The following is a 24,062-nucleotide window of genomic DNA, read 5'->3' as shown; positions in this document are numbered from 1 at the left end:
ATTGCCATGGCGTGCGGATGGAACTATGCCTACTGAAAAGTAGCCCCAGTCCGTTTCGCCACCGTGAGAACTTCCGCCCGGGACACAGTGTCATTCAGTGACATTCTGTCAATGAAATTCCAGTGCCGCCATTCCGCCAATTGGACACGATGTCCTTCGGCGGAATACCGGAGGAGCGTGAACCAGCCAGATGACCGCCACCCAGGCCGCCGACCTGTGCCGCCTGACCGTCCGAGCGCCCGCGAAGAGCGTCGATCTGGCGGTGCCCTCCGATGTCCCCGTGGCCGATCTGCTGCCCGCCGTCCTCGGTTACGGCGGCGAGGACCTCGACGAGGCCGGCATCGACCACGGCGGCTGGGTGCTCCAACGCATCGGCGCCGCGCCGATGGACGAGGAGCGCACCCTCGACTCGTACGACCTGCGCGACGGCGAGACGCTCTATCTCCGGCCGCGCACCGAGGCGTTGCCCGAGGTCCACCTCGACGACCTGGTGGCCGGCATCTCCGACACCATGCGGTCCCGCCCCTACGGCTGGACGCCCGAGTCCAGCCGGCGGCTGCTGCTCGGGCTCACGGTGACCGCGCTCACCGCCGGGCTCGTGGTGCTCTCCCTGCCCGGCGGCTCGGTGGGGGTGCGCGCCCTGTGCGCGGCCGCGGTCGGACTGCTGCTGGTTGCGGCCGCGGGGTCGGCGAGCCGGGCGGTCGGCGACGCCACGGCGGGCGCCACGCTCGGCTTCATGGCCGCCCCCTACCTGGCGTTCGCCGGCTGGCTGGTGCCCGGCGGCGACCTGACCGGGCCGCATGCCAACGAGGTCATGGGCGCGCGGCTGCTGGCGTCCTGCGTGGCGGGCGCGGGTGGCGCGACCGTCGTACTCGCCGCGGTGGCCGCGTACGCCGCGCTGTTCCTCGGCACCGGTGTGGTCGCGGTGTTCGGCGCGCTCGCCGGAACCCTCATGCTCACCGCGGACCTGGCGACGCACCACGTCGCCGGGATCATCGCGCTGGCGGCCGTGATCCTCGGCGCGTTCGTCCCCTCGCTGTCCTTCCGCATGTCGGGGCTGAAAGTGCCACCGCTGCCGACCAACGCCCAGCAGCTCCAGGAGGGCATCGAACCGCACCCGACCGCAGCGGTCGCCGGCCGTACGGCGCTCGCGGACGGCTGGATGAGTTCGCTGTACGGGGCGGTCGGCGCCACCTGCGCCGCCTGCGTCGTCCCGCTCGCCTGGTACGCCAACCTCCCCTCGGTGCTCACGGTCGTGGCACTGTCGCTGCTGCTGATGCTGCACGCGCGGGGCCTGGGCAACACCTGGCAGCGACTCTCGCTGACCCTCCCCGGCGTGACCGGGCTGCTCCTGCTGATCCTCGTCGGCGCGCAGTCCTACGCACCGGACCGCCGGCCGCTGGTGGCCGCCGGACTGCTCGCCCTCACGGCGGTCATCGCCATCGCCTCGTGGACCGTGCCGGGGCGGCGCCTCGTCCCGTACTGGGGCCGGGCTGCCGAGATCCTGCACTACCTGATGGCGCTCAGCCTGCTGCCCCTCGTCCTGTGGGCGCTCGGCGCGTACAGCGCGCTGCGCGGGCTGATGGCGTGAGCGGCGTGAACAAGACGGGCCGCGGAAGGGAGTGACCGGTGCAGACGAAGCGGGACCAGGTCCAGGCGCACATGTTCGTCATGGGGCGGCTGACCTCCGCCATGCTGCGCGCCGACCCGGACGCCCCGGAGAGCCCCCAGGGCAGGACCAACCGGGCCGTGACCATCAGCATCCTCATCGCGGTCCTGCTCCTGGCCGGGTCGTTCGTCTTCGGTCTGCTCAAGCCCGGCACGAAGAGTTCCTGGCGGGACCCGGGCACGCTGGTCGTCAACAAGGAGACCGGCACCCACTACATGTACTTGGGCGGACGGCTGCGCCCGGTGCGCAACTACACCTCGGCGAAGTTGCTCGCCGGTGACCAGATGAAGGTCATGACCATCGGGAGCAAGTCGCTGCGCGGCACCCCGCACGGCTCGCCGGTCGGCATCCCCGGCGCCCCCGACGAGCCGCCGGGCAACGACAGGTTGACCAGTGACCCGTGGCAGGTGTGCTCCGGGAACGCCGGCGGTGCGACCGGCACCACCGTGGCCGTGGGCGCCAAGGCCGACGGCGCGGGACTGAAGTCCGGGCAGGGGCTGCTGGTCACGGGGCCCGACAAGGACGACTACCTGGTGTGGCAGGGCCGCAGACTGCGGCTCGACCGCAAGGCCAACGCCGCCGAGGCGCTCGGCTACGGCTCCACCACACCGGTGCGGGTCTCGGCCGCGTTCCTCAACTCCCTGCCCGCGGGCCCCGACCTGACCCCGCCGGACGTGCCTGGCCGGGGCGGGCAGGGTCCTGAACTGGGCGGGCTCCAGACCCGGATCGGCCAGGTCTTCAAGGTCGCCGCGCCGGGCGGCACCGCCCGCTACTACCTGCTGCGCAAGGAGGGCCTCGCCCCGCTGACCGCCACCGGCGCGGCGCTGGCCCTCGGCGATCCGGACACCGAACGGAAGGCGTATCCGGGCGGAGTGGTGTCGGCCGCGAGCCTCGGCGCCGGCGTGCTGAGCGGCCATCTGGCCCCGGACACACCGGAGACGGAGACGGCCAAACGACAGCCGGCCACTCCACCGGAACCGGTGGACCTCGGCCCCGGACGGACACCCTGCGTCGGAGTCGAGTCCGGGAGCGACGGTACGCGGGTGAGCGTGACCCTGATCCGTGACCAGGACCTCGGCCCGACCACACAGGCTCCACCGGACGGGCTCGTCCCGGCATGCGTGACGGTCAACCGGGTCACGGTACGGCCGGGCGGCGGCGCGCTCGTGCACGTACTGGGCGCGGGCGGCGGCGAAGTCGGCAACACGCTCTACCTGGTGACGGACACCGGAATGAAATACCGGCTGCCCGTGGCCGATTCACTGAAAGCGCTGGGATACGGCGAGGGCGAGGCGCAGGCCCTTCCGTCCGCGCTGCTGGCCATGCTGCCGACGGGCCCGGACCTGACTCCGCAGGCGGCGAGCGCGGGACGGAGCACATCCTCGGCCCCACACTGTGAAACGAAGAATTGACGGGATTTCACCGTCATTCGCATTCTGACACCAAGTGACATCGACAATTGTGAGGTGAATTTTCAGGAGAAACGGTTGCTAACGCTGTTCACCACTCCATAGCATCGCGTTGGATGGGCCATACCCAACAGTAGTCGAAGGGGCTTTTCGTGCCAGGACTGACGAGGTCAGAAGAGAGCGCAACCCGTAACGGAATCTCTTCCACGGAAGAGGCGTTCAGTAACATCCAGGTCTGCCGCCAGGACGTCGAGAACACGAAGATGAACTTGGGCAATTCCTACGGGGGCAGCGACGGCAAGAAGTACCAGGAGCTATTGCAGCAGTGGGACGACCAGGCTGAAGTCATCTCGAAGAACCTCAACGACGTCATCAGCACGCTGAACGAGACGCTCCGGCAGAACAACCTGACGCAGGGTTCGCAGCAGGAAGCCGTCGACCAGGAGTTCTCGCAGGCGCAGTCGATCTTCGACTCGCTGCGCGGCTGAGCGAAACCCCGGTGCCGGACACCCGGTGCCGTCCCGATCCCCCCGTATGCCCTCGCAGTGAAAAGAGGTACGTGCCATGTCAATGGACTTCTCCGACGGGCACATCTACGTCGAGTTCAACGGAACCGACAACGCGGCTCAGGACATGATTCTGCAGACGCAGAACATCGCGAAGGTCCTCGATCAGCTCGAAGAGCACCTGAAGCCGTTCATCGCCAGCTGGGAAGGTGACGACCAGCAGGTCTACGTCGAGAAGCAGGCGAAGTGGAACCAGGCTGTCGACAACATGAGGCAGCTCCTCCAGAGCCATTCGGGCCTGCTCGAACGCATCGGCGACGACTACCGGGCCAACCAGCGGAATCTCACGGCCAGTTGGGAAAGCGTAAGGATCGGTCGCTGAGGCGCGGTGTGGTACGGGCGGCTGTCTGCGCGGTGACACACGTGGGCGGCCGCCCGCTTCGGCACAGGACATCCGCAGGTAACACCCCCCACAGGTGATCCCCGCAGACAACTCCCTCAGCGAGGAAAGAGGTACGTGCTGTGTCAGTCGATTCCCCGACACCCACCAGCGTGCTGAACAGCCAGGGCAGCCCGCGGAGTGACACGCAGGGGCGGGGCCGCCGGGTGCGGCGCAGGACGTCCACGAGAGCGATGGCGTAGGAGGGGCGAAGAGATGGCTGAACCGATCCAGTTGGACAAGAAGTGGATGGAACACTTCATCAACCACGATGTGCTGGGCTTTCAGGATGAGCTGAAGAAGATCCTCCAGGACAGGGGGGAAATCCCCGCGGTGAGCAGCCTGAAGAAGAACAACCCGCATCAGTGGGAGGGTGCGCACGTCCCCCCGGGGACGCAACTGCCCCTCACGATCGGCTTCATGGCTCACGACGAGGAGAGCAACGGGGACAACCTGCGCGGGGTCGTGAGTGAACTCATCGACCAGATCGTGGAGATGATCGAGCAGCAGCAGGTCCTCTTCGGCGACCTCGAGGACAACCTTCGGGAGACCGTCCACAAGTTGCTGAAGACCCAGGGCGCCAGCCTGGGCAAGATCGACGGCGAGAAGATCCTCGACCCCCTCGAAGACGTGGACGACGACCTGGCCTCCGCGCGGTCGGGCTCCGGCGGAGGCTCCGCGGGGTCCGGCTCCGGCGGGGACAGTGGCGGTGGCAGCGAATCACGCTGAAGAACCATGACGCCACGTGAGCCGTAGCCGTCCCGGCTGAACACCGCAGTACCCCACCCCCCTCGTTCCCCCCGCCCGATGGAGGCGTCGCCGTGCCGTTTTCCAGCAGCAGCGACCTTTGGCAGAAGACGGTGAAACTCTTCACCGGTTACGCAGCGCCGACGATCGAAGAGCTGTTCAAGGAATGGAAGGGCAACGAGGACATCCCGCTGATGAAGGTGGAGATCACCAGGCAGGGAAAGGTCGACTACGTCGATCCGGATGACCTCGAATGGATCGGCGAAAACGCGGGGCAAAACATAAACAACACCAACTTCGTGATCCCCTTCTACAAGACGGGGAACGGGTATGACTCCGGCGAGGACGCGGCCGGAGACGAAATCTCGTACTACAAGGCCAGGTTCACGCTCCTGGGCGCCTTCAGTCAGGAGGACGGGGTGGTCAAAGGTGTGTTGGAGGGAGGCAAGAGCGAGACCAGGCTCGACGGGGACTTCAAGGACACGGACAAAGGGACGACGTACGACACGGAGAAGCACACGCAGTACGCCTACGGAACGGGCCGGGCCCTTGAGGCCCTGCTCGACAGGGACGAAGGCACGCGTGACTTCGAGTGGAACGGAATCGACGTCCCCCCCGATCAGGTCGTCGAGCTGGCGTCCTTCGACAGGGCGGCCGACGCCTTCGACCGCGTCGCCCAGTTCTACGTCGACCGCCTGAAGGAACTGGAGAAATGGCACAAGCAGGTCGGGGTAGAGGAGAACGAAAAGTGGAAGGGCACGGCGGCCGGCGTCTTCTGGGACCTCATCCACAAGCTGAACAAGCAGTACGAGGACTACGCCGAAAGCCTGCGCAAGGGTAGTACGGGGTCGGTGCCGGGCGACGCCATCCGGGACGCACGTGATGTGCTCCAGAGGGAGGCCCGGAAACTTCAGCAGCACTGGGCCTGGTGGGAAATTCGCCATGGTAACCCGCTGAGCTTTCTCTCCGACCTGCTGACGGAGATCATGAAGAATACGTGGGATTCCAACATCCAGAACATCACCTACAAGGTGCACACTTCTGCGCGCGGGACGACCAGAGTCACCTACCATGCCACCGAACATTTCAAGCAGGACGCCGTCGATGGTGACGGCCACAGCTACGGCCCGCTGTACAACATTGACACCTGGAAGGCAGTAGGCCAGGCGGCGGTGGACCGGTGGATGGATTCCGTCAAGAAATACCTGATCGACAAGGCCGCCGACTCGCTGACGGCCGTGCACGACGCGTGGAGCCCCGCGAACTTCGACGTCGGCACAATCAGGACGTCGAGCGGGGGCGACAGTCTGTCCAAGGGCTACGAGGACGACAAGGCCGACAAAGAGAAGGCGGACGCGGAGCGGGACAAGAAAAAGGCTGAGGCCGACGCGGCCAAGGAGAAGAAGGAGTGGGAGGAGAAGCAGGAGAAGGCCGAGGCCGCCGCCGCCCGGAAAGAGAAGGAGTGGGAGGACAAGCAGGCCAAGGCCGAGAAGAAGGCCGACCAGAAGGAGAAGGAGGCCGAGGCCAAGGCTGCGGCGAAGGAGAAGGAACAGGAGCAGAAGCAGGCCGCGGCGGAGAAGGAGGCCGACGCCAAGCAGAAGGAACAGGAGCAGAAGCAGGCGGCGAAGGAGAAGGAACAGGAGCAGAAGCAGGCCGCGGCGGAGAAGGAGGCCGGCGAGAAGGAGAAGGAGGCCGAGGCCAAGGCTGCGGCGAAGGAGAAAGAGCAGGAGCAGAAGCAGGCCGCGGCGGAGAAGGAGGCCGGCGAGAAGGAGAAGGAGGCCGAGGCCAAGGCTGCGGCGAAGGAGAAAGAGCAGGAGCAGAAGCAGGCCGCGGCGGAGAAGGAGGCCGGCGAGAAGGAGAAGGAGGCCGAGGCCAAGGCTGCGGCGAAGGAGAAAGAGCAGGAGCAGAAGCAGGCCGCGGCGGAGAAGGAGGCCGACGCGAAGCAGAAGGAGCAGGAGCAGAAGCAGGCGGCGAAGGAGAAGGAGGCCGAGCAGAAGCAGGCTCAGGCCGAGAAGGAGGCTGGCCAGAAGGAGCAGGAGCAGGAGCAGAAGCAAGCCGAGGCTGAGAAAGAGGCTGACGAGAAGCAGAAGGAACAGGAGCAGAAGCAGGCTCAGAAGGAGAAGGAGGCCGAGCAGAAGCAGGCCGAGCAGGAGAAGAAGCAGGAGCAGCAGCAGCAGGAGCAGGAGCAGAAGCAGGCCGCGGCGGAGAAGGAGGCCGACGCCAAGCAGCCGGAGCAGGAGCAGAAGCAGGCCGCGGCGGAGAAGGAGGCCGACGCCAAGCAGCCGGAGCAGGAGCAGAAGCAGGCCGCGGCGGAGCAGGAGGCCGACGCCAAGCAGAAGGCGCAGGAGCAGAAGCAGGCGGCGAAGGAGAAGGAACAGGAGCAGAAGCAGGCTCAGAAGGAGAAGGAGGCCGAGCAGAAGCAGGCCGAGCAGGAGACGAAGCAGGAGGAGTACCAGCGGCAGCAACAGCATGCCCAGGCCGGTGTGATGGCCCAGCAGAGGGGCGAGCAGCAACGGGCGAAGAAGGAACAGGAGCAGAAGGAGAAGGAGCAGGAGCAGAAGCAGGCCGCGGCGGAGAAGGAAGCTGACGCCAAGCAGAAGGAGCAGGAGCAGAAGCAGGCGGAGCACGAGAAGGAGCAGGAGCAGCAGCAGGCGGCCAAGGAGCAGGAGGCCGAGCAGAAGCAGGCTCAGGCCGAGAAGGAGGCTGACCAGAAGCAGGCGGAGGCCGAGCAGAAGCAGGCCGAGGCCGAGAAGGAGGCTGACGAGAGGCCGAAGGAGCAGGAGCAGAAGCAGGCGGAGCACGAGAAGGAGCAGGAGCAGCAGCAGGCGGCCAAGGAGCAGGAGGCCGAGCAGAAGCAGGCTCAGGCCGAGAAGGAGGCTGACCAGAAGCAGGCGGAGGCCGAGCAGAAGCAGGCCGAGGCCGAGAAGGAGGCTGACGAGAGGCAGAAGGAGCAGGAGCAGAAGCAGGCCCAGCTCCAGAAGGAACAGGACCAGAAGCAGGCCGAGGCCGAGAAGGAGCAGGCTCAGAAGGAGAAGGAGGCGGAGGCCAAGCAGGCGGAGCAGGAGAAGGAGCAGGAGCAGAAGCAGGCGGAGCAGGAGAAGAAGCAGGAGCACCTTCAGAAGGAGCAGGAGCAGGAGCAGGCGCAGGCGGAGAAGGAGGAGGAGCAGAAGCAGGCCCAGCTCGAGAAGGAACAGGACCAGAAGCAGGCCGAGGCCGAGAAGGAGCAGGCTCAGAAGGAGAAGGAGGCGGAGGCCAAGCAGGCTGAGCAGGAGAAGAAGCAGGAGCACCTTCAGAAGGAGCAGGAGCAGAAGCAGGCCCAGGCTGAGAAGGAAGCCGACGCCAAGCAGAAGGAGCAGGAGCAGCTCCAGAAGAAGCAGGAGCAGGAGCAGAAGCAGCTCCAGGAGCAGCAGCAGAAGGAGCAGGAGCAGCTCCAGAAGGAACAGGAGAAGAAGCAGGAGCAGCTCCAGGAGCAGCAGCAGAAAGAGCAGGAGCAGCTCCAGAAGGAACAGGCTCACAAGGAGCAGGAGGCCGAGGCCAAGCAGAAGGAGCAGGAGCAGCTCCAGGAGAAGCAGCAGAAGGAGCAGGAGCAGCTTCAGAAGGAGCAGAAGGAGGAGCAGGAGCACCTTCAGAAGGAGCAGGAGGCCAAGCAGGAGCAACAGGAGAAGGAGCAGAAACAAGAGCAGGAGCAACTGCAGAAGGAGCAGGAGCAGAAGCAGGCCGAGGCCGAGAAGGAGCAGGCTCAGAAGGAGAAGGAGGCCGAGCAGAAGCAGGCTCAGGCCGAGAAGGACGCCGAGCAGAAGCAGGCCGAGGCGCAGAAGAAGCAGGACCAGTACCAGCAGCAGCAACAGCAGTATCAGGAAGAGCAGCAGCACAAGCAGGAGCAGGCGCAGGAGGAGTACGAGCAGCGCCAGCGGGAGTACCAGAAGCAGCAGGAGCAGGCGCTCAACCACATAGGCAGTGGGCAGCTGAACCACGGTGACCTGCCGCCGATGTCGCACGACCCGATCACCGGTCCGGTGAACGGCGACGACTCACTGACCAACCCTGGCGGGAGCGAGTCGCACATCGACTCCCACGGCCGGGTGGTCACGGAGTACCCGGACGGTCACAGGACCACGATCGATCCGGACCACCAGACTTCCAGCATCACCGACCCGGACGGGCACACGCGTTCCGGGCCGCTCAACTCCGGGGACATCCTCAACAACCCCGACGGCAGCGTGTCGCACATCGATTCCCGGGGGCAGGTGGTCACGGAGTACCCGGACGGCCGCACCACCACGATCGATCCGGACACCGGCGGTACGTCCATCAGCAACCCGGACGGCAAGACGATCACGGGGCACCTGAACGGGGGGGACTCACTCCCGGGCTCCCAGCACCAGAACCCCGGAGGCAACCTCGGCACCATCGGGGGTGGCGGCGGAGGCGGCAACTCCCATTCGCTGTACGACCCGTCCTCGTACGAGCGGGAGTTGTGGGACCAGGAGCCGTACCAGTCGCCAGGTGACCAGCTCGGCAACGGCAGCAACCAGACGGCGGCCGGCCTCGGGAACCAGACAGGCAACCAGCCCGGGACACCGGGAGGCGGCGGCATGCCCCTCAACCCCGGGATGATGCCGGGAGGCGGCGGCGCCGGCGGTGGCCAGGGCGGCGCCTCCGAACGGGTCCGCAACGTGATCGACAGCGACGACGTGGTCAGCAACCGCCGGGCGGCCCCCCGCCCCGGCCGCCCCGGAGGCGGGCTCCTCGACGAGCGCGAGAACGTGATCACCAGTGGAGGCACCCCGTTCCTGCCGCCGATGGGCGGCGCGGGCGGAGCCGGGGCGCCCGGCCAGACGGCGACCCAGACCGACGACCGCGAGCGCGAGTCGTGGGTGCCGGAGGACGAGGACGTGTGGGGCAGCGACGAGGGCGGCTCGCCGGCCGTGATCGGCCGATGAGCCCCTGTCGCGCCGTCGTTCCGGCAAACCGTGCAGTCGGCCAGACCAGCTCGACCAGCCCGAGGAGCGCCCGTTGAACGAGTTGAACGACCCGTACGCAGAGCGCATTCATCAGGCCAGGGCCCACCTCGAAGCCACGAGGGCTGCCATCGCCCGCGCCGAGCAGGACCTCGCGGACCACAACGTGAAGGCCCGTTCGCGGGACCGTGCGGTCGAGGTCACCATCGGCCCGCAGGGAGAGCTGAGCGGGCTGAGGTTCCTTGACAACAAGTACCTGAGCATGACCGGGCCGCAGCTGGCCTCCTCGGTGCTGGAGGCGGCCCAGCGGGGACGTCAGCAGGTCGCCCAGCGGGTGATGGACACCTTCCGCCCGCTGATGGCGGCGAACCCGGATGTTCCGGGGTCCCGGGACATCGAGGTCGACTGGGACCGGCTCTTCGGGTCGGCGTTCGAGGGCGGCCGGCGGGCGGGTGGCGGCAGGTCGTCCAAGGACCGGTTGCGCGACGAGATCCACGAGGACCCGGATGACTCCGGAGGACGGCCATGAGTGACGACACCTATGACGTCGACGTGAACAAGGCGCTGGGAGCGCTCGGTGCCCTGGATGGTCTGGAGGAGCTGGGCAGGGCGCTGAAGGAGGAGTACCTCGGCGAGAACGCGAGGTACAGGGGCTGGAACGGCGACCCCGAGCATCCGGACGACTACTACAGGAACACCCAGCCCGACGAAGAGAAGACGGTGCGGTCGCTCAGCGAAACGCTTGACGCGTTCCCGCAGGCGATAGCGGCGGCGAAGGCCGCCCTGCTGGCGAGTCTCGGCAGCATCAAAGGCGTGCATGCCGACGTGCACGACCTGATCGAGAAGCAGCAACGAACCGCCGAGCAGAAGATCAGAGACTACGAGTCCGACGACAGCGGTGACGGGTCCGGCGGCGACGAGTCCGGCGGCGGAAAGCACTGATTCCATGGAGGAGATCACCTACACCCCCGAGGAACGGGCGCTCATTCTGGGCCTTATCGGCGATGCGCCGCCCGCCGCCAAGGCGAACCTTGCCTGGGACAGCCAGGACCAGTGGCCCCATCTCGCCGACAGGCTGGTCGGGTTCCAGGAGAGTGTCGGGGATGCCCTCAGAGAGGTAGGCAACGCGTTTCCGAAGCCCGTCGGAGAGGCGCTCGCCAAGGCCATGGAGCCACTGACCGGCTCCGGCGGATCGGGCGGCGTGGACGACCTGGTCAGGATGCTCCGGACGGACCTGCCCAGTGAGCGGGGCACCCAGTCGATGAAGATCCAGCAGATGCACTGGGAGATCATCGCCGAGATCACGATGATGCTCCTTGAGCTGGCCGCGCTCGCGGCTCTGTCCTTCTTCACCGGCGGGGCGACGCTGTCCATGGAAGCGCTGGTGAGGTCGCGGGCGGCGCTCGGCATCCTGCTGGCGATCCAGCGCGTGCTCAACTTCTTCCCCGTCGGGGCGGGCCTGCTTGAGATGGTCCAGGAGATGATCGAGAGGCTCGCGGTCGGCCTCGCGCAGTTCACCATCAATCCCCCGGCCCGCAGGCCGCCGAACAACAATCTCGGAAAAGAGGTCGCGGAGGCCGGTTTCTTCGGCTTCGCGGCCGGCTTCCTCACCCACGGGTTCCTGGGCGCGTCGCACTTCTTCAAGAAGGGCATATCGAACTTCTTCAAGAAGCACTTCGACGAGGACATCTTCGGCAAGTTCGATGCGGACCTCAAGGGCAGGTTCAAGGACATCGGAATCAACTCGCCGGATCTTGACCACATCTTCAAGAAGCCCGACCGGATCAGCAACGCGGCCTACGACTACCCGGCGATATTCATGGCCAGCGGCATGGGCGAGGGCTTCGCCGAGGTGCTCGTTGAGGGGGCGCTCCGCGGCAACTGGGGGTTCAAGTGGGAGACGTTCGTCTTCTCCGGCACCAGCGGCATGGCGGACATGGCCGCGGGGGACGCGCTGGGATCCGCCGCCCTCTCGCTGCACGGCAAGCTTTTCCCCGACGGGAACATCTTCACCGACTTCATCAACAAGATGAACGCCGACGGTGCCGCCGCCCACTCCGATTCCGGCTCGGACTCCGGATCGGATTCCGGGTCCGGACCCGGCTCCGGCACGATCCCGGACGCCCCGAAGTCCTCCCTCCCCACCACGTCGTCCGGGGACGACTACTCGATGTACGAGGGCATCAGCTCGCTGTACGAGGACAACGGCCCGCTGCCCGGCGACAACACGTCGTTGTACAGCGACAACAGCTCGTTCACGCCCGGGGGCCGCGACTCCGACACCTACTCCGTGGACTCCTCCGGCTCCTCCAGCTCCTCGTACGACCCCTCGGTCTTCGATGACGCCGCGTCCATCAACTCCGCCAGTTCCTTCGACTCCACGGGTTCGGACGGCGCCACGGTCCCGGCCCCGTCGCCGTATGTGCCCCACGCGAACTTCCCGGCCGACAAGGGGTTCCAGACCACTCCGCAGATCCAGAACCCGGCGCCGAACCTGCCCGGCTCCGCAGGGTCCGGTCTCACGAACCCCGGGGGCGTCGAGGGCTTCAAGGGGAACAAGGAGTTCCCGGCGGGTGGTGCGTTCCAGCCGGGCCCCGACGGCCTACCGGGCTCCCCGAGCACCCCGGATCTCCCGAACACCTCGACCCTGCCGAACTCGCCGGATCTCCCGAACACCTCGACCCTGCCGAACTCGCCGGATCTCCCGAACACCTCGACCCTGCCGAACTCGCCGGATCTGCCGGGCACTTCGGGTCTGCCGAACGCGCCGGGTCTGCCGAACGTACCGGGTCTGCCGGGCACTTCGGGTCCGCCCGGCACGTCGGGTCTCCCAGGCGCCTCCGGCCTGCCGAACTCGCCGAGCCTGCCGGGCACCTCGGGCCTCCCGAACGCGTCGAGCGTCCCGGCACCACCGGCGGTGCACACCCCCACCGTCTCGAACCCGGACACGGAGTTCGACGGGACCCCCGACCAGAACGGCGAGAACAGCGACAGCGGCGAGAACACTCCCGCAGACCAGAACACCTCCGCGGGCCGGAACGCGGGCACGGCCCCGCCCCCCGTCTCCCACAGCGGCGGGCACTCCTCCGGCACCCCCCAGCCGGGGCAGGGGCAACAGCCGGGTCAAGTGCCCCGAGCCGAGCACCAGCAGGAGCAGCAACCGCGCCCGGACACGGAGACGTTCGGCGGCCCGTCTGCCCACTCCGCCCTCGACGCGGACACCGACACACAGTCCGACACCGACACCAGGCCCGACACGGATCCCGCTGACCGGGGAAAGGCACCCGCCGACACCCCGGCGTCCCCGGGCCAGGGGGAGATCGACCGCGCCCGGCAGGAGTACGAGGACGCGCGGGAATCCTTCATCAACGACGCGAAGCACGCGGACTCCATCGGCGAGCGGCTGGAGACCGGGGTCGGCACCAGCTCCGACGCCGCCGCGCACCAGGACGCCGGGCACCGGGCCGAGCAGGCGCGGGGGCGGATGCTGGACGCGGCGGCGCGGCTGCGGGGGCTGGGCATCGACCCGCACGGCCACCACGGCGACCCGTACACCCCGGGGCGGGAGGGCGCCGAAGGGGACGCGAGGTCGCGCCCGGGGCAGGTGCCCGACGTCCACCGCGACGACGCGCAGCGCCAGTGGATCGCCCAGCGGGTCATCCCGGACGACCTGCCGGAGAACCCGCCGCTCCTCGACCCGGACGACCACGTCACCACCGCCGACCTGGACAACGCGGGTGTCATGCCGGGCCCCGGGCGGCAGACCGCCGAAGCCCTCGGCATGGACCGGTTCCCGGTGCGCGACCTCGACCTGGAGCCGACGGATCATGTCAAGGTCCAGATGGTGCGGCCCGACCCCTGGTCCGCCCCGCTCGACGAGACCGCGGCCAACGCCTCCCGGCGCATCTGGCAGTCGGCGTACGCGGACTTCGCCGACGGGATACCCGGGGCGCCGGACGGACCCGAGCGGCTGGCCGCCGGCCGCGCCTGGGACGAGGCCGTCTCCCTGGTGCTGCCGCTGGAGTTGCACCAGGTGCTCGCGGACTCGCGGCACGCCGGGAGCGAGTTCCGCGACGCGGTGCGCCAGGTCGCCGAGTATCTGCTGACGCATGGGCCCGCCGCGCCGTCGGGCATCGCCCTGGCCGACACCCTCCGCGCGGGTCTCGGCCTGCGGCACCGCGTGCGCGGCGGCGCCCCCACGGCGTCCGCCGACCCACTCGCCCCGCCGCCGCCCGCGCCCCGCGTCCCCACCATCTCCACCACGGGGACGCCGCCCCCGGCACCGGTGTCGTCGGTGCCCATCGAGTCCGGCCCCGCCGACCGCCCGGCCCCGCGGCAGGCGGTGACCGGTGACGCGGGTCCGGCAGGGAGGCCGTTGCCCGCGCCGCCTGCTCCGGGGCAGGGGCCGTCGCGAGTGCCGCCCCCCGTCCCGGTGCCGGACGTCGAGAGCGTCGCCGGAGTCGAGGACGAGGACTGGCTGGAGCTGTTCTTCGGGCCCGCCGACATGGACGCCCATGCGTCCGACACCCTCCTCGGCACGGCTCAGGCGCTGCGGCGGCTCGCCCTGGTGGGCATGGAGCGGCCGGTCATGCTCCTGGACACCGTCGACAGCATCCACCGCCTGGCCCGGCGGGTCCTGGGCCTCGGCGCCGACGGTGAGGTCACCGGCGAGCACCTGCACCGCCTCGGCTCGCTGGCCCTCGCCGCCTCCCCGGACCAACTGGCCGACGAGGCGGACCTCGCGTCGTTCCGGACGAACCTGGACGCCGCGCTGGGCGAGGAGACCCTGCGGCGGGACCAGGAGGGTCGCGGCATCGCGCGGGACTGGACCGGCACCGGCACCGGCGCGGCGCCCTCGCTGTCCACGTACCTGGTGGAGCACCCCGACAGCCAGTTGAGCACCTGGTCCGCGCCGTGGTCGAAGCCGTACGCGATCCTCGTCCAGGGCACCGGGGACTCGCTCCGTGTGGTCACGCCACGGGGCACGTTCGCGATATCGGACCCCGGGAAGATCGCCAACTACATAACCCGCGACCCGGAACGGCCCGCCGACGCCGACATCGTTCTGGTCTTCTCCCACGGCGATATGCCGGCCCTGGCACAGGACATCGCCGACCTGACCGGGGCGCGCACCTGGTACTCACCGGCGAGCCCCCGCCAGGTCACGGACGGGCGGACCGGCAGCGACCACATCGTGCTGGGGCCCGTTCGCGGAGGCGCCGGCACGCAGTGGGCCTCCGTGCGGCCGGGGTGGGCGGATATCGATGACCTGCTGGACCTGTACGGAGGCGACAGCGACACCGAGGACTCCCTTTCCGGCGACGGGAGAGACGGGAGCGACGGGCGCCGGGCCAAGCCGCTGACGACGGCGCACTACGGCATCGTGGACGACCGCGGCGACGGTGTGCTGTTCCGCAGGCCCATGGGGACGCGGGGGGTCTGGCGCTCGCCCCGCCCGTTCGAGGGCGGGCAGGGCTCCCCGGAGTTCGCGGTGTCGGCGCAGGACTACGCCGATGTGAGCACCGTCGACCGGCCGAGTCTCCAGGTCTCCCAGGACCGTACGCTCGCCGTGGAGAACGGCGTCCAGGGGCAGCAGGTCTACGCGACGGCCCAGGCAGTCGCGGACGCGTCGGTCAAGCTGGCGCGCGCGGGCAGCGCGCTGCGGCTGGAGGCCGACGAGAGTCTGAGCATCATCCTGCCCACCCCCGGCGGGGGGAGCCGGCAGCTGTTCCGGGTCACCCCCGTGTTCCCGACCCGCTCGGGAGCGTCCACCGCGGAGGAGTGCCGGGACTTCGCCGACCTGCTGTCCGGCGATGCCGCCACCTCGCACCTGGTCCTCTCCGATCCTCGGAGCGGCGAGGTGATCACCGCGCCCGTCAACGCCTCCGACGGCACGGAGGTCACCGGGACCCACTACCTCGCCGAAGCCCTGGCCGGGGTGGCGGACGGCCGGACCTCGCTGGACGCGGTGAGCCCCCAGTGGGCGGCCTCCCTGCTGCGCCGCGACGACAGGCCGACAGGCGGGTACGGCGGACCCCTGCCCGGCCGGCCGTACGGCAGCGCGCTGAGCCTCGCCGCACCCGAGGACCCGCGGCGGGACGCCCTGTCGGGGGCCGCCCGCCGCATCGGGATCAACGAGTACGCCTGGGCTGACGTCGGCGACGGCTATGTGGTGCAGTCCATCGCCGCCCCCGGAGTGCACGGCCAGCCCAGCCTCGAGCACGACTACGCCAATCCGGACCGCCCGGCCCGCGGCGCCTATTACGGTTACCACTTCGTGAGCGTGATCCTCGCGAGCGAGGACGGCACCCACCAGATCTCCCTGGAGAACCACGCCCGGGAGCGGCTAGGGGAGGCCCGGCGCCGCAAGGCCGTCCTGGCGAACCTCGAGAACCTGGATCTTGGCACGCTGCGGGAGTTCGAGGCGAAGCTGCACCGGGAGATCGTGCGACAGGAGCAGGCCGGGACCGACGAGCACCTCGCGGAGGTGCGCGGCTATCGTGAGCTGGCGCTGGCGCTGATCAGGGCGCAGCAGGCCCGGCGGGAGATGCGGGCGGCGCCCGAGGGCTCGGAGGAGCACGCGCGTGCGGAGCGGGTGCTGGAAGGTGCCACCAAGGCGGCGGTGTCCCGGATCGAGCAGGTCGAGCCCGTCATCCCGGGCCGGCATCAGTGGTACATGCGGATGTACTCGCAGCGTCCCGGCGAGTCCGCGCACGACGTCAACGCGGGCCTGCGGGGCGAGGAGACCTCGGCGGAGGCCAACCCGCTCACCGCCGTCGTGCTCCGCGGCCACCGGGCGGGCCACCAGGCGGCCGGGGTGCCCATCACCTTCGCCGAGGGGAGCAGTGAGCCGCCCGCCGACGTGAACAACGCCGTCAGGAGCCTGGCCAGGGTGGCGGCCAGGGCCGGGGTGTGGAACGCCGATCACCGGCTGCGGCTGCCGAAACTCGGCATCGAGGGGGGCGGCCGCGGCCAGGGCAGGATCGGGCAGGCGCGCGCCGAGGCGGCCGAGGCGCTGTACCGGGGCCATCTGGACACGGAGTTGCGGCGGCTCCAGGCCGGGTCCCCGGGACAGCACATCACCGCCGACAACTTCACCGTCGAGTACCGAGGCGGCCCGTCCGCAGCCGGTACCGGCCGTGACACGCTGACCCTCGCGCTCGACGACCGCCGCGGTGGCCCGCGCCACGTGGCCACCCGCGGCGCCGGCCTGTCGCCGGACGGCTTGCGGGCGATCCGCCCGTACGACCAGGAGCCGGGCGGGCTGGACCGGCCGTCACCGGACGACGAGCAGCGGCTGCGCGAGGTCTTCCCGGTCGACCGCGACGGCGCGTACCGGCGCTTCCCCGACCCGCGCAGCGCCACTTTCGGGCTGGCTGCGCTGGCCCGTGAACTGCAAAGCAGGCGGCCCGGCAACGCCCTGTACACCGACGCCGGTGTCGCTTCGTGGGTGCGGCACCTCAACGGCAGGGGGATCGGCGACCCGGCACGCGAGCGCAACTTCGTCGACGTGACACGCTCGTTCCTGGTGTCCTGGTTCGGCCGGCCCGTCGTGGCCGCGCCCGTCCGGGCCGCGGGGCCGAACGGCAGGCTGGAGGTCGAGCAGGACAGCATGCCCAGGACCGCGCGCTGGCTGGGCACCGGCTGGCGGGCCTACGACATGAACCCGTCCGCCGACGACCGCTTGGGCATCGCGGACGTCGCCCCCCTCATCGAGCGGAAGCTCGGCCAAGGCGACACCGGCCGGCACGGCTCGGTGGCGATCGTCGCCTTCAAGCGGCTGAACGGGACCGCCCACGCCGTCAACGCCGTCAACTACCAAGGCCGCGTCTACTGGATCGACGCGCAGTGCGGGCGCGTCAGCGACCGCCCCCTCTACGAGGGCAGCTACTTCATGTCGATCGAGCTGGGCCCGGACAGCCGGCCCATCGATCCGGTGCCTCGATTCTCCCGGCTCGGCGGCCCGACAACAGCGCGCATGGAGAGCCTGCCGCTGCCGGGCACGCTCACGTCGCCGGTCACCCCGCCCGCCGCCGAGGGGTCCGGGCGCCCCACCGGCCGGCCGCCCCGGGCGTCCGAGCTGTTCCTCGCCACGCCGTCGCCCCACATGTCGGCCGTCGCGGGACTTCCGGCCACCGCACGCCGCCCCGGACGGGTCCCCGGCCCCCGCAACACCGGCTCCCTTCCCGCCGATCGGGGCCCGTCGCACGTCCACGCAGACCGGGACGCGGGGCACTGGCGCAATCCCACGCCGCGGCCCGCCACCGTCGGGCGCACCGGTTCCGCCGGGTCCTCGTCGCCGGACGCGGTGTCTGCCACGTCGTCCCCGGGGCGTGACGGGGAGCGCGATGCCCACACGCCGGTCAGACCCGGGACCTCCAGGCCCCGCGGCACGTCCGGTGGTTCCTCCGGCGAACAGTCCGCGCTGTCGATGGGGGCGGACGTGGCGGGGCTGCCGGGGGACGTGCCGGACCGGGAGGAACGGGTACGGCGGTGGGTGCGGGCGCTGCGGGAGGTGTACGGCTCCGACATCGACACCAGTCCCGCACAGGCCGCGGAGTTCCAGCGGCTGCTCCTGGGCTTCGGGGCGTACGAGCGGCGGGCGCTGGCGCGCGGCGAGGGGCCGTTGACGTGGGCGGAGCTGGAGCGGGTCGCGGCGGGCTACGCCGCGCAGATGGGCTGGGACCCGACGCTGAGCCCGAACCTGCTGGCCCGGTTGCTGGAGGCGTATCGGGCGGCGGAGCACGCGGAGCAGTCGGCGAACGCGGCTCCGCCGGCGCAGGGTTCGGCGGCTACGGGCCCGTCGGCGCAGGGTTCGGCGGCTACGGGCCCGCCGGCGCAGGGTTCGGCGGCTACGGGTCCGCAGGGGCTGCCCCTGCCCGGTGCCGCGGGCCGGGGCCTGTCGCACGCGGTGGTGCACGGCGGGGTGTCGGCCGGTCCGGTGGGGGAGTTCGGGTCGCGTCTGCTGGGGATGGAGGCGGAGGACCGGTCCCGGGCGCTGTCGTCGCTGCCGCCTGATGAGCGGCAGCGGGTGATGGCTGATCCGGTGCTGGTGGACGCGTTGCGGCGGGGCCTGCCCGCCGCGGAGTTCGCCGAGGCGGCGGCCCGGTTGATGTTGGTGGTGGAGCCGGGGATGGACCGGCCGGTGTGGCCGTTCCGGCCGGAGACGGTCGAGGACCTGGCGCGGAAGCGCATCGCGCGCATGCTGGTCAATCCGGGGACGGCGGCCGCGCTGCTGAAGAGTGACGTGCACATCGTGGCGGTCCCCAAGGACGTGGCGATGACCGCGCTGGACCCGTTCCGGCATCTCGCGGGGCGGCCGGTCGGCCCGAACGACCGGCGTGTCTGGGACACCGTACGGGGCGTCGGGACCAATCGTGATGTGGCGGTACCGGAGGAGAACCTCGTGGGTGAGGCCACGAGCGTGCCGCGTGCGCTCAGTCAGCAGGACGGTTACTCCACCCTCGATCACGAGGTTGCGCACGCGATCCACCACTTCGCGCTTGATGACTCCGACCGGAGGGTCATCGGGGTGGCGTACCGGGCCAAGAAGTACCCGCCGCCGGGTGTCGATCCACTCGATGTGGAGTGGCCGGACGGGATTCGGCGGGACCTGTACGGCAACCCGGCCGACAACTATTCCTCGACGGACGAGTTCGAGTATTTCGCGCAGGCGGCGAACGCGTACCTCGGGGTGAACGCGGGGCGGGACCCGTACACCAGGCGGCCGCGGAACAACGGGGCGGCCTGGGCGCGGGAGCACGAGCCGATGCTGCTGCCGATTCTGGAGCGGCTGTTCGGCCGGGATCCGCAGGATCCGGGTCCGGCGAACCCGGTGGAGTACACGCGGGAAGAGCGGCTGTGGGAGGGCTTCCGCGGCTTCTGGGACCACGTGGAGGGGGTGTACCGGCCGCAGCCGCACGCCCTGGCCCCGCCGGCGCCGGACATGGACCCCGGTACCAGCGACACCGACATGTCCAGCGACACGTCCAGCGAGGGGGGCGTCGCACTGGCCGCGCCCCCCGCCCCGGGCGAGGACATCGAGGACCTGTGGTCGCTGCACCAGTTCTTCGAGGCCGGCGCTCTCGGCCGCCACCCGCTCGACACGCTCATGGCCACGGCGCGGGCGCTGCGGCGGCTCGCCCTGGCGGGCGCGGGGCGGCCGGGCTCGTCCCCGGACCCGCTCGGCGATCTCCACGGCCTGGCCCGGCGGGTGCTGGACCTCGGCTCCGACAGCGAGGTGCGGGTCGATCACCTCCGCCGCCTCGGCTCGCTGGCCCTCGCCGTTCCCCCGGACCTGCTGACCAGTGAAGCGGCCCTCACCGCGCTGCCTTCCGGCTTGCCTTCCGCCCCGGCGCCGGATGTCGAGAGCGTCGCCGGAATCGACGACGACCGCTGGGTGGAGCTGTTCTTCGGGCCCGAGGTCAGGGACGCCCGTGAGCCCGGCACGCTCCGCGACACGGCGCGGGCGCTGCGGCGGCTCGCGCTGGCGAGCGCGGAGGGCCCGGTCCAGCTCCAGCACGCGGTCGGCAGGATCCACGGCCTGGCCGGGCGGGTCCTGGGCCTCGGCTCCGACGGCGAGGTCACCGGCGGGCACCTGCGCCGCCTCGGCGCGCTGGCCCTCGTCGCAGGTCCGGACCGGCTGGGCAGATGGGATGACCTCGCGTCGTTCCGGGCGGACTTGGACGCGCTGGACAGCGACCGCGACAGCGACGACAGCGGCAGCCACTACAGCGACAGCGACGGCGGCGGCAGCGACGACGGCGGCAGCGACGACGGCGGCAGCGACGACGGCGGCAGGAACAGCGAAGCGGATATCGATGGCCTGTTGGACCTGTACGGAGGCGACAGCGGCACCGACGACCCCGCTTCCCCCGACGACTCCGCTCCCCGCGCCTGGGCCGACGCGCGCCGGCCCAGGCCCCTGACGACCAGGGACTACACCGTCGTGGACGACCGCGGCGACGGCGTGCTGTTCCGCAGGCCCGGGGACACGCGGTACGACCGGCGTTCGCCCCGCGCGTTCGACGTGAGGGCGGACGCCCCGGAGTTCACGATGCCGGTGCAGGACTACGCCGAGATATTGGCCACCGACCGGCCCGCCCTGCGGATCTCCGCCGACCGTACGCTCGCCGTGGAGGACGGCGCGCAGGGACAGCAGGTCTTCGCCACGGCCGAGGCCGTCGCCCGCTCCTCGGTCAAGCTGGCGCGCGCGGGCGGCGGGGTGCGGCTGGAGACCGACGAGGACCTGAGCATCATCCTCCCCACCCCCGACGGAAGCAGCAGGCAACTGTTCCGGGTCACCCCCGTGTTGGCGAAGGGCAGACTGGACCCCGGTGAGGCGAGCCGGGAGTTCGCCGACGTGGTGTCCGACGGTAACCGCACGTCGCACCTGGCCCTCCGCGACCGCCAGAGCGGCGAGGTGATCACCGCGCCGGTCAGCGCCAACTACTCGGAGGTCACCGGGACCCACCCCCTCGCCGAAGCCCTGGCACGGGTGGCGGACGGCGAGACCCCGCCGGACGCGGTACGTCCGGAGTGGGCGGCCGACGTGCTGCGCCGGGACGACCGGACGAGCGGAGGGCCTGGTGGCCCGCTGCCCGGCCGGGCGTACGGCAGTGCGCTGAGCCTTGCCGAACCCGGGGACCCGCGGCGGAACGCCCTGTCGGACGCGGCCCGCCGTATCGGGGTCAACGAGTACGCCTGGGCCGAGGTCGGCGACGGGTACCTGGTGCAGTCCATCCTCGCGCCTGGAGAGAACGGCGAGTCGGGTCTGAAGCACAACTACGCCAAACCCGGCGAACAGCCTGACGGCAGCCATGCCGAGCACCACTTCCTGAGCGTGGTCCTCGCCAGCGAGGACGGCACCCACCAGATCTCCATGGAGAACCATGCACGGACGTCGGAGCAGGCGCACCGGCAACGCGGCGCAGTCCGGGCGAACCTCGACAACCTGGGACTCGACGAGTTGGAGGAGATGCTGGCGGAGCTGCGCCGGGAGATCGGGCGGCAGCAGGGCGCCGGGATCGACGAGCACCTCGCGGAGGTGGCCGGCTACCGCGATCTGACGCAGGCCCTGATCAGAGCGCGGCAGGCTCAGGAAGAGCTGCGCGCGGCGTCCGAGGGCTCCGACAAGCGCGCGCGTGCGGAGCGAGCCCTGGAACTCGCCACCAGGGATGCGATGACCCGGCTCGGGAGGTTCGAACCGGTCATCCCCGGCAAGCGCCGCTGGTACCTGCGTATGTACGCACAACTCCCCGGCCAGTCCGTGCACGACGTCAACGCGGACCTGCTGAGCGAGGCCCCCTCGAAGGTGGCCAACCCGCTCACCGCCGTCGTACTCCGCGGCCACCATGCGGATCCGGCGTCCATCACCTTCGACGAGGGGTCCACGGAGGTGCCCGACCACGCGGACCGCACCGTCAGGAGCCTGGCCAGGGTGGCGGCCAGGATCGGGGTGTGGAACGCCGATCATCAACTGCGGCTGCCGATACTCAAGATCACCATTGAGGGGGGTGACCGCGGCCACGGCGGGAACGGGGAGGCGCGTGCCGAGGCGGTCGCGGCGTTGTTCCGGGAACATCTGGACACGGAGCTGAAGCGGCTCCAGGCCGGTTCGCCGGGATACCGCATCACCGCCGCCAACTTCACCATCGAGTACCACAGTGGCCCGTCCGCTGTCGGCACCGGCCGTGACAAGCTGACACTCGCATTCGACGACCGCCGTGGCGGCCCGCGCCACGTGGCCACCTACGGCCCCGCCCTGTCGCGGGACAGCCTGCGGCAGATCCGCCCGTACGACCAGGAGTCGGGCGGTCTTGACCGGCCGTCGGAGGCCGACGAGCAGCGGCTGCGCGACGTCTTCCCGGTCGATCCCGACGGCTCGTACCAGCGCTTCCCCGACCCGCGCGGCGCCCACTTCGAGTGGGCCGGGCCCGTCCGCAGGCTGAATCTCGTGATCCCCCGCAACTCCCTGTTCACCGGCGCCGGTGGCGCACCGTGGGTGCGGCACGTCAACGCCGGCTGGGGCGACCCCGCGCGCCAGCTCAACTGCCTCGACGTGACGCGCTCGGGGCTGCTGTCCTGGTTCGGCCGGCCCACCGCGGCCGCGCCCGTCCAGGCCGTGAGGCGGGGCAGCGGGCGCGGGCTTGAGGTCGAGCGGGACAGCATGGAGCGGACCGCGCGCTGGTTGAACACCGGGTGGCGGATCCACGAGGAGAAGCCGGGCACCAGCGCCCGTACGGCCACCGCGAACGCCGTCCGCACCATCGAGTGGTGGCTCGGCCGAGGCCGAGACGACGCGAACCGGCACGGCTCGGCGGCGATCGTCCGCTTCCAGCGGCCGGACGGCAGAGTCCACTCGGTCAACGCCTTCAACCACCAGGGCCGCATCGACTGGGTCGACTTCCAGTACGGGCGGGTGAGCGACCGCTTCCTGTACGAGGGCCACACCTTCCTGTCGATCGAGTTCGGCCCCGACGGCCGGCCCGTCGACCCGGTGCCCCTCGCCGAATCCGGCCACCTGACGCTCGTGGACACGCCCCGCGGCCCGGAGCGCCTGCCGCTGCCCGGCACGCTCACGGCGCCGTCCTCCGCCGCGGCCGCCCCGGAAGTGACCTCGCCGCCCACCCCTGCGGTCTCCACCCCGGTCCCCCGTACGGTCACCGAGTACGGGCCCTCCACCGCCCGCCCGCCCCAGCTGTTCCTCGACACGCACTCGCCCCACAAGTCGACCGTCCCGGGACTTTCGGCCACCGCACGCCGCTCCGCGACGATGCCGGCGCCCGCCCCCGCCGTCCGTAACACGCTGACCCTCCCCGCCGCCCCGGGCCCGTCGCATGCCAAGGCGTCCCGGGACACGGGATGGCGGAAGCCCCTGCGGCGGGCCGGCACCTTCGGGTTCTTCGGGGGCCCCGACACCGCCGCCGGGTCCTCTCCCGCGGATCCGCCCGACCCGGCCTCCCCTCGCGGCCCCAGCGGTGACGAGACCCGCGAGCCCTCCCCCTCCTCCAGCCCGCGGCCGGGGCGGACGCTGGCCCATGTCCTGCAGCCCACGCCCCCGTTCCCCGGGGCGGAGATCGACAACGAGCTGACGGACCGCCGCCCGCCGCGAGTGGACCGCGACCTGCTGCCCCCTCCGGTCGTCCAGCGGGCCAGCAACTTCGCCGACGACAGCCGCATGCCCGCATACGTCGACGGCCTGCTGCCGTTCTCCACCGACGGCACGCCGGAAGGGGCCGAGGCCGCCCTGTTCGCCTTCGGCCAGGGCCACCCCTACCTGCGGAGCCCCGGCACCGCCGCGCGGGCCATCGCCGACCTGCTGCACGGCGA

The 24,062-nt window shown here is 70.4% G+C and carries 9 protein-coding genes (1 of these 9 only partly in view); all 9 read left to right on the top strand.

Annotation, left to right across the window (positions count from 1 at the left end; all coding sequences use genetic code 11):
* Window positions 1–190 precede the first annotated feature (190 nt).
* Window positions 191–1,591: a type VII secretion integral membrane protein EccD gene (eccD, locus tag FDO69_RS01635; protein WP_104777757.1), complete on the top strand. Its 1,401-nt coding sequence runs from the start codon at window positions 191–193 to the stop codon at window positions 1,589–1,591.
* A gap of 38 nt (window positions 1,592–1,629) precedes the next feature.
* Window positions 1,630–3,081 carry a type VII secretion protein EccB gene (gene eccB, locus FDO69_RS01630; protein WP_104777756.1) on the top strand — a complete coding sequence of 484 codons (1,452 nt, stop codon included), beginning with the start codon at window positions 1,630–1,632 and terminating at the stop codon, window positions 3,079–3,081.
* A gap of 149 nt (window positions 3,082–3,230) precedes the next feature.
* Entirely contained in the window at window positions 3,231–3,566 is a 336-nt protein-coding gene (locus tag FDO69_RS01625) for a WXG100 family type VII secretion target (RefSeq protein WP_104777755.1), read from the top strand.
* Between the two features lie 76 nt (window positions 3,567–3,642).
* A complete protein-coding gene (locus FDO69_RS01620; protein ID WP_240806336.1) occupies window positions 3,643–3,966 on the top strand; it encodes a WXG100 family type VII secretion target in 324 nt (107 codons plus the stop codon).
* Between the two features lie 273 nt (window positions 3,967–4,239).
* A complete protein-coding gene (locus FDO69_RS01615; RefSeq protein ID WP_104777753.1) occupies window positions 4,240–4,752 on the top strand; it encodes a type VII secretion system-associated protein in 513 nt (170 codons plus the stop codon).
* Between the two features lie 92 nt (window positions 4,753–4,844).
* Complete coding sequence (locus tag FDO69_RS42645) at window positions 4,845–9,713, top strand: AAWKG family protein (RefSeq protein WP_159030581.1); 4,869 nt, start codon at window positions 4,845–4,847, stop codon at window positions 9,711–9,713.
* Window positions 9,714–9,786: 73 nt separating this feature from the next.
* A complete protein-coding gene (locus FDO69_RS01600) occupies window positions 9,787–10,260 on the top strand; it encodes a YbaB/EbfC family nucleoid-associated protein (RefSeq protein WP_104777752.1) in 474 nt (157 codons plus the stop codon).
* Window positions 10,257–10,673 (top strand): hypothetical protein, encoded by a 417-nt coding sequence (locus FDO69_RS01595; protein ID WP_104777751.1) that lies wholly within the window; start codon window positions 10,257–10,259, stop codon window positions 10,671–10,673. The genes FDO69_RS01600 and FDO69_RS01595 overlap by 4 nt, the downstream gene beginning before the upstream one ends.
* A gap of 4 nt (window positions 10,674–10,677) precedes the next feature.
* A protein-coding gene (locus tag FDO69_RS01590) for a lonely Cys domain-containing protein (protein ID WP_104777750.1) crosses the window boundary here: on the top strand, window positions 10,678–24,062 show its start. It continues 19,597 nt past the right edge of the window; only the first 13,385 of its 32,982 coding nucleotides appear in the window; its start codon is at window positions 10,678–10,680; its stop codon lies off the right edge, out of view.

The organism is Streptomyces tibetensis (assembly GCF_007655005.1).
Lineage (GTDB): Bacteria > Actinomycetota > Actinomycetes > Streptomycetales > Streptomycetaceae > Streptomyces > Streptomyces tibetensis.
Note: the sequence above shows the minus strand (reverse complement) of the source record. Positions and strands in the feature narration are given on the sequence as shown.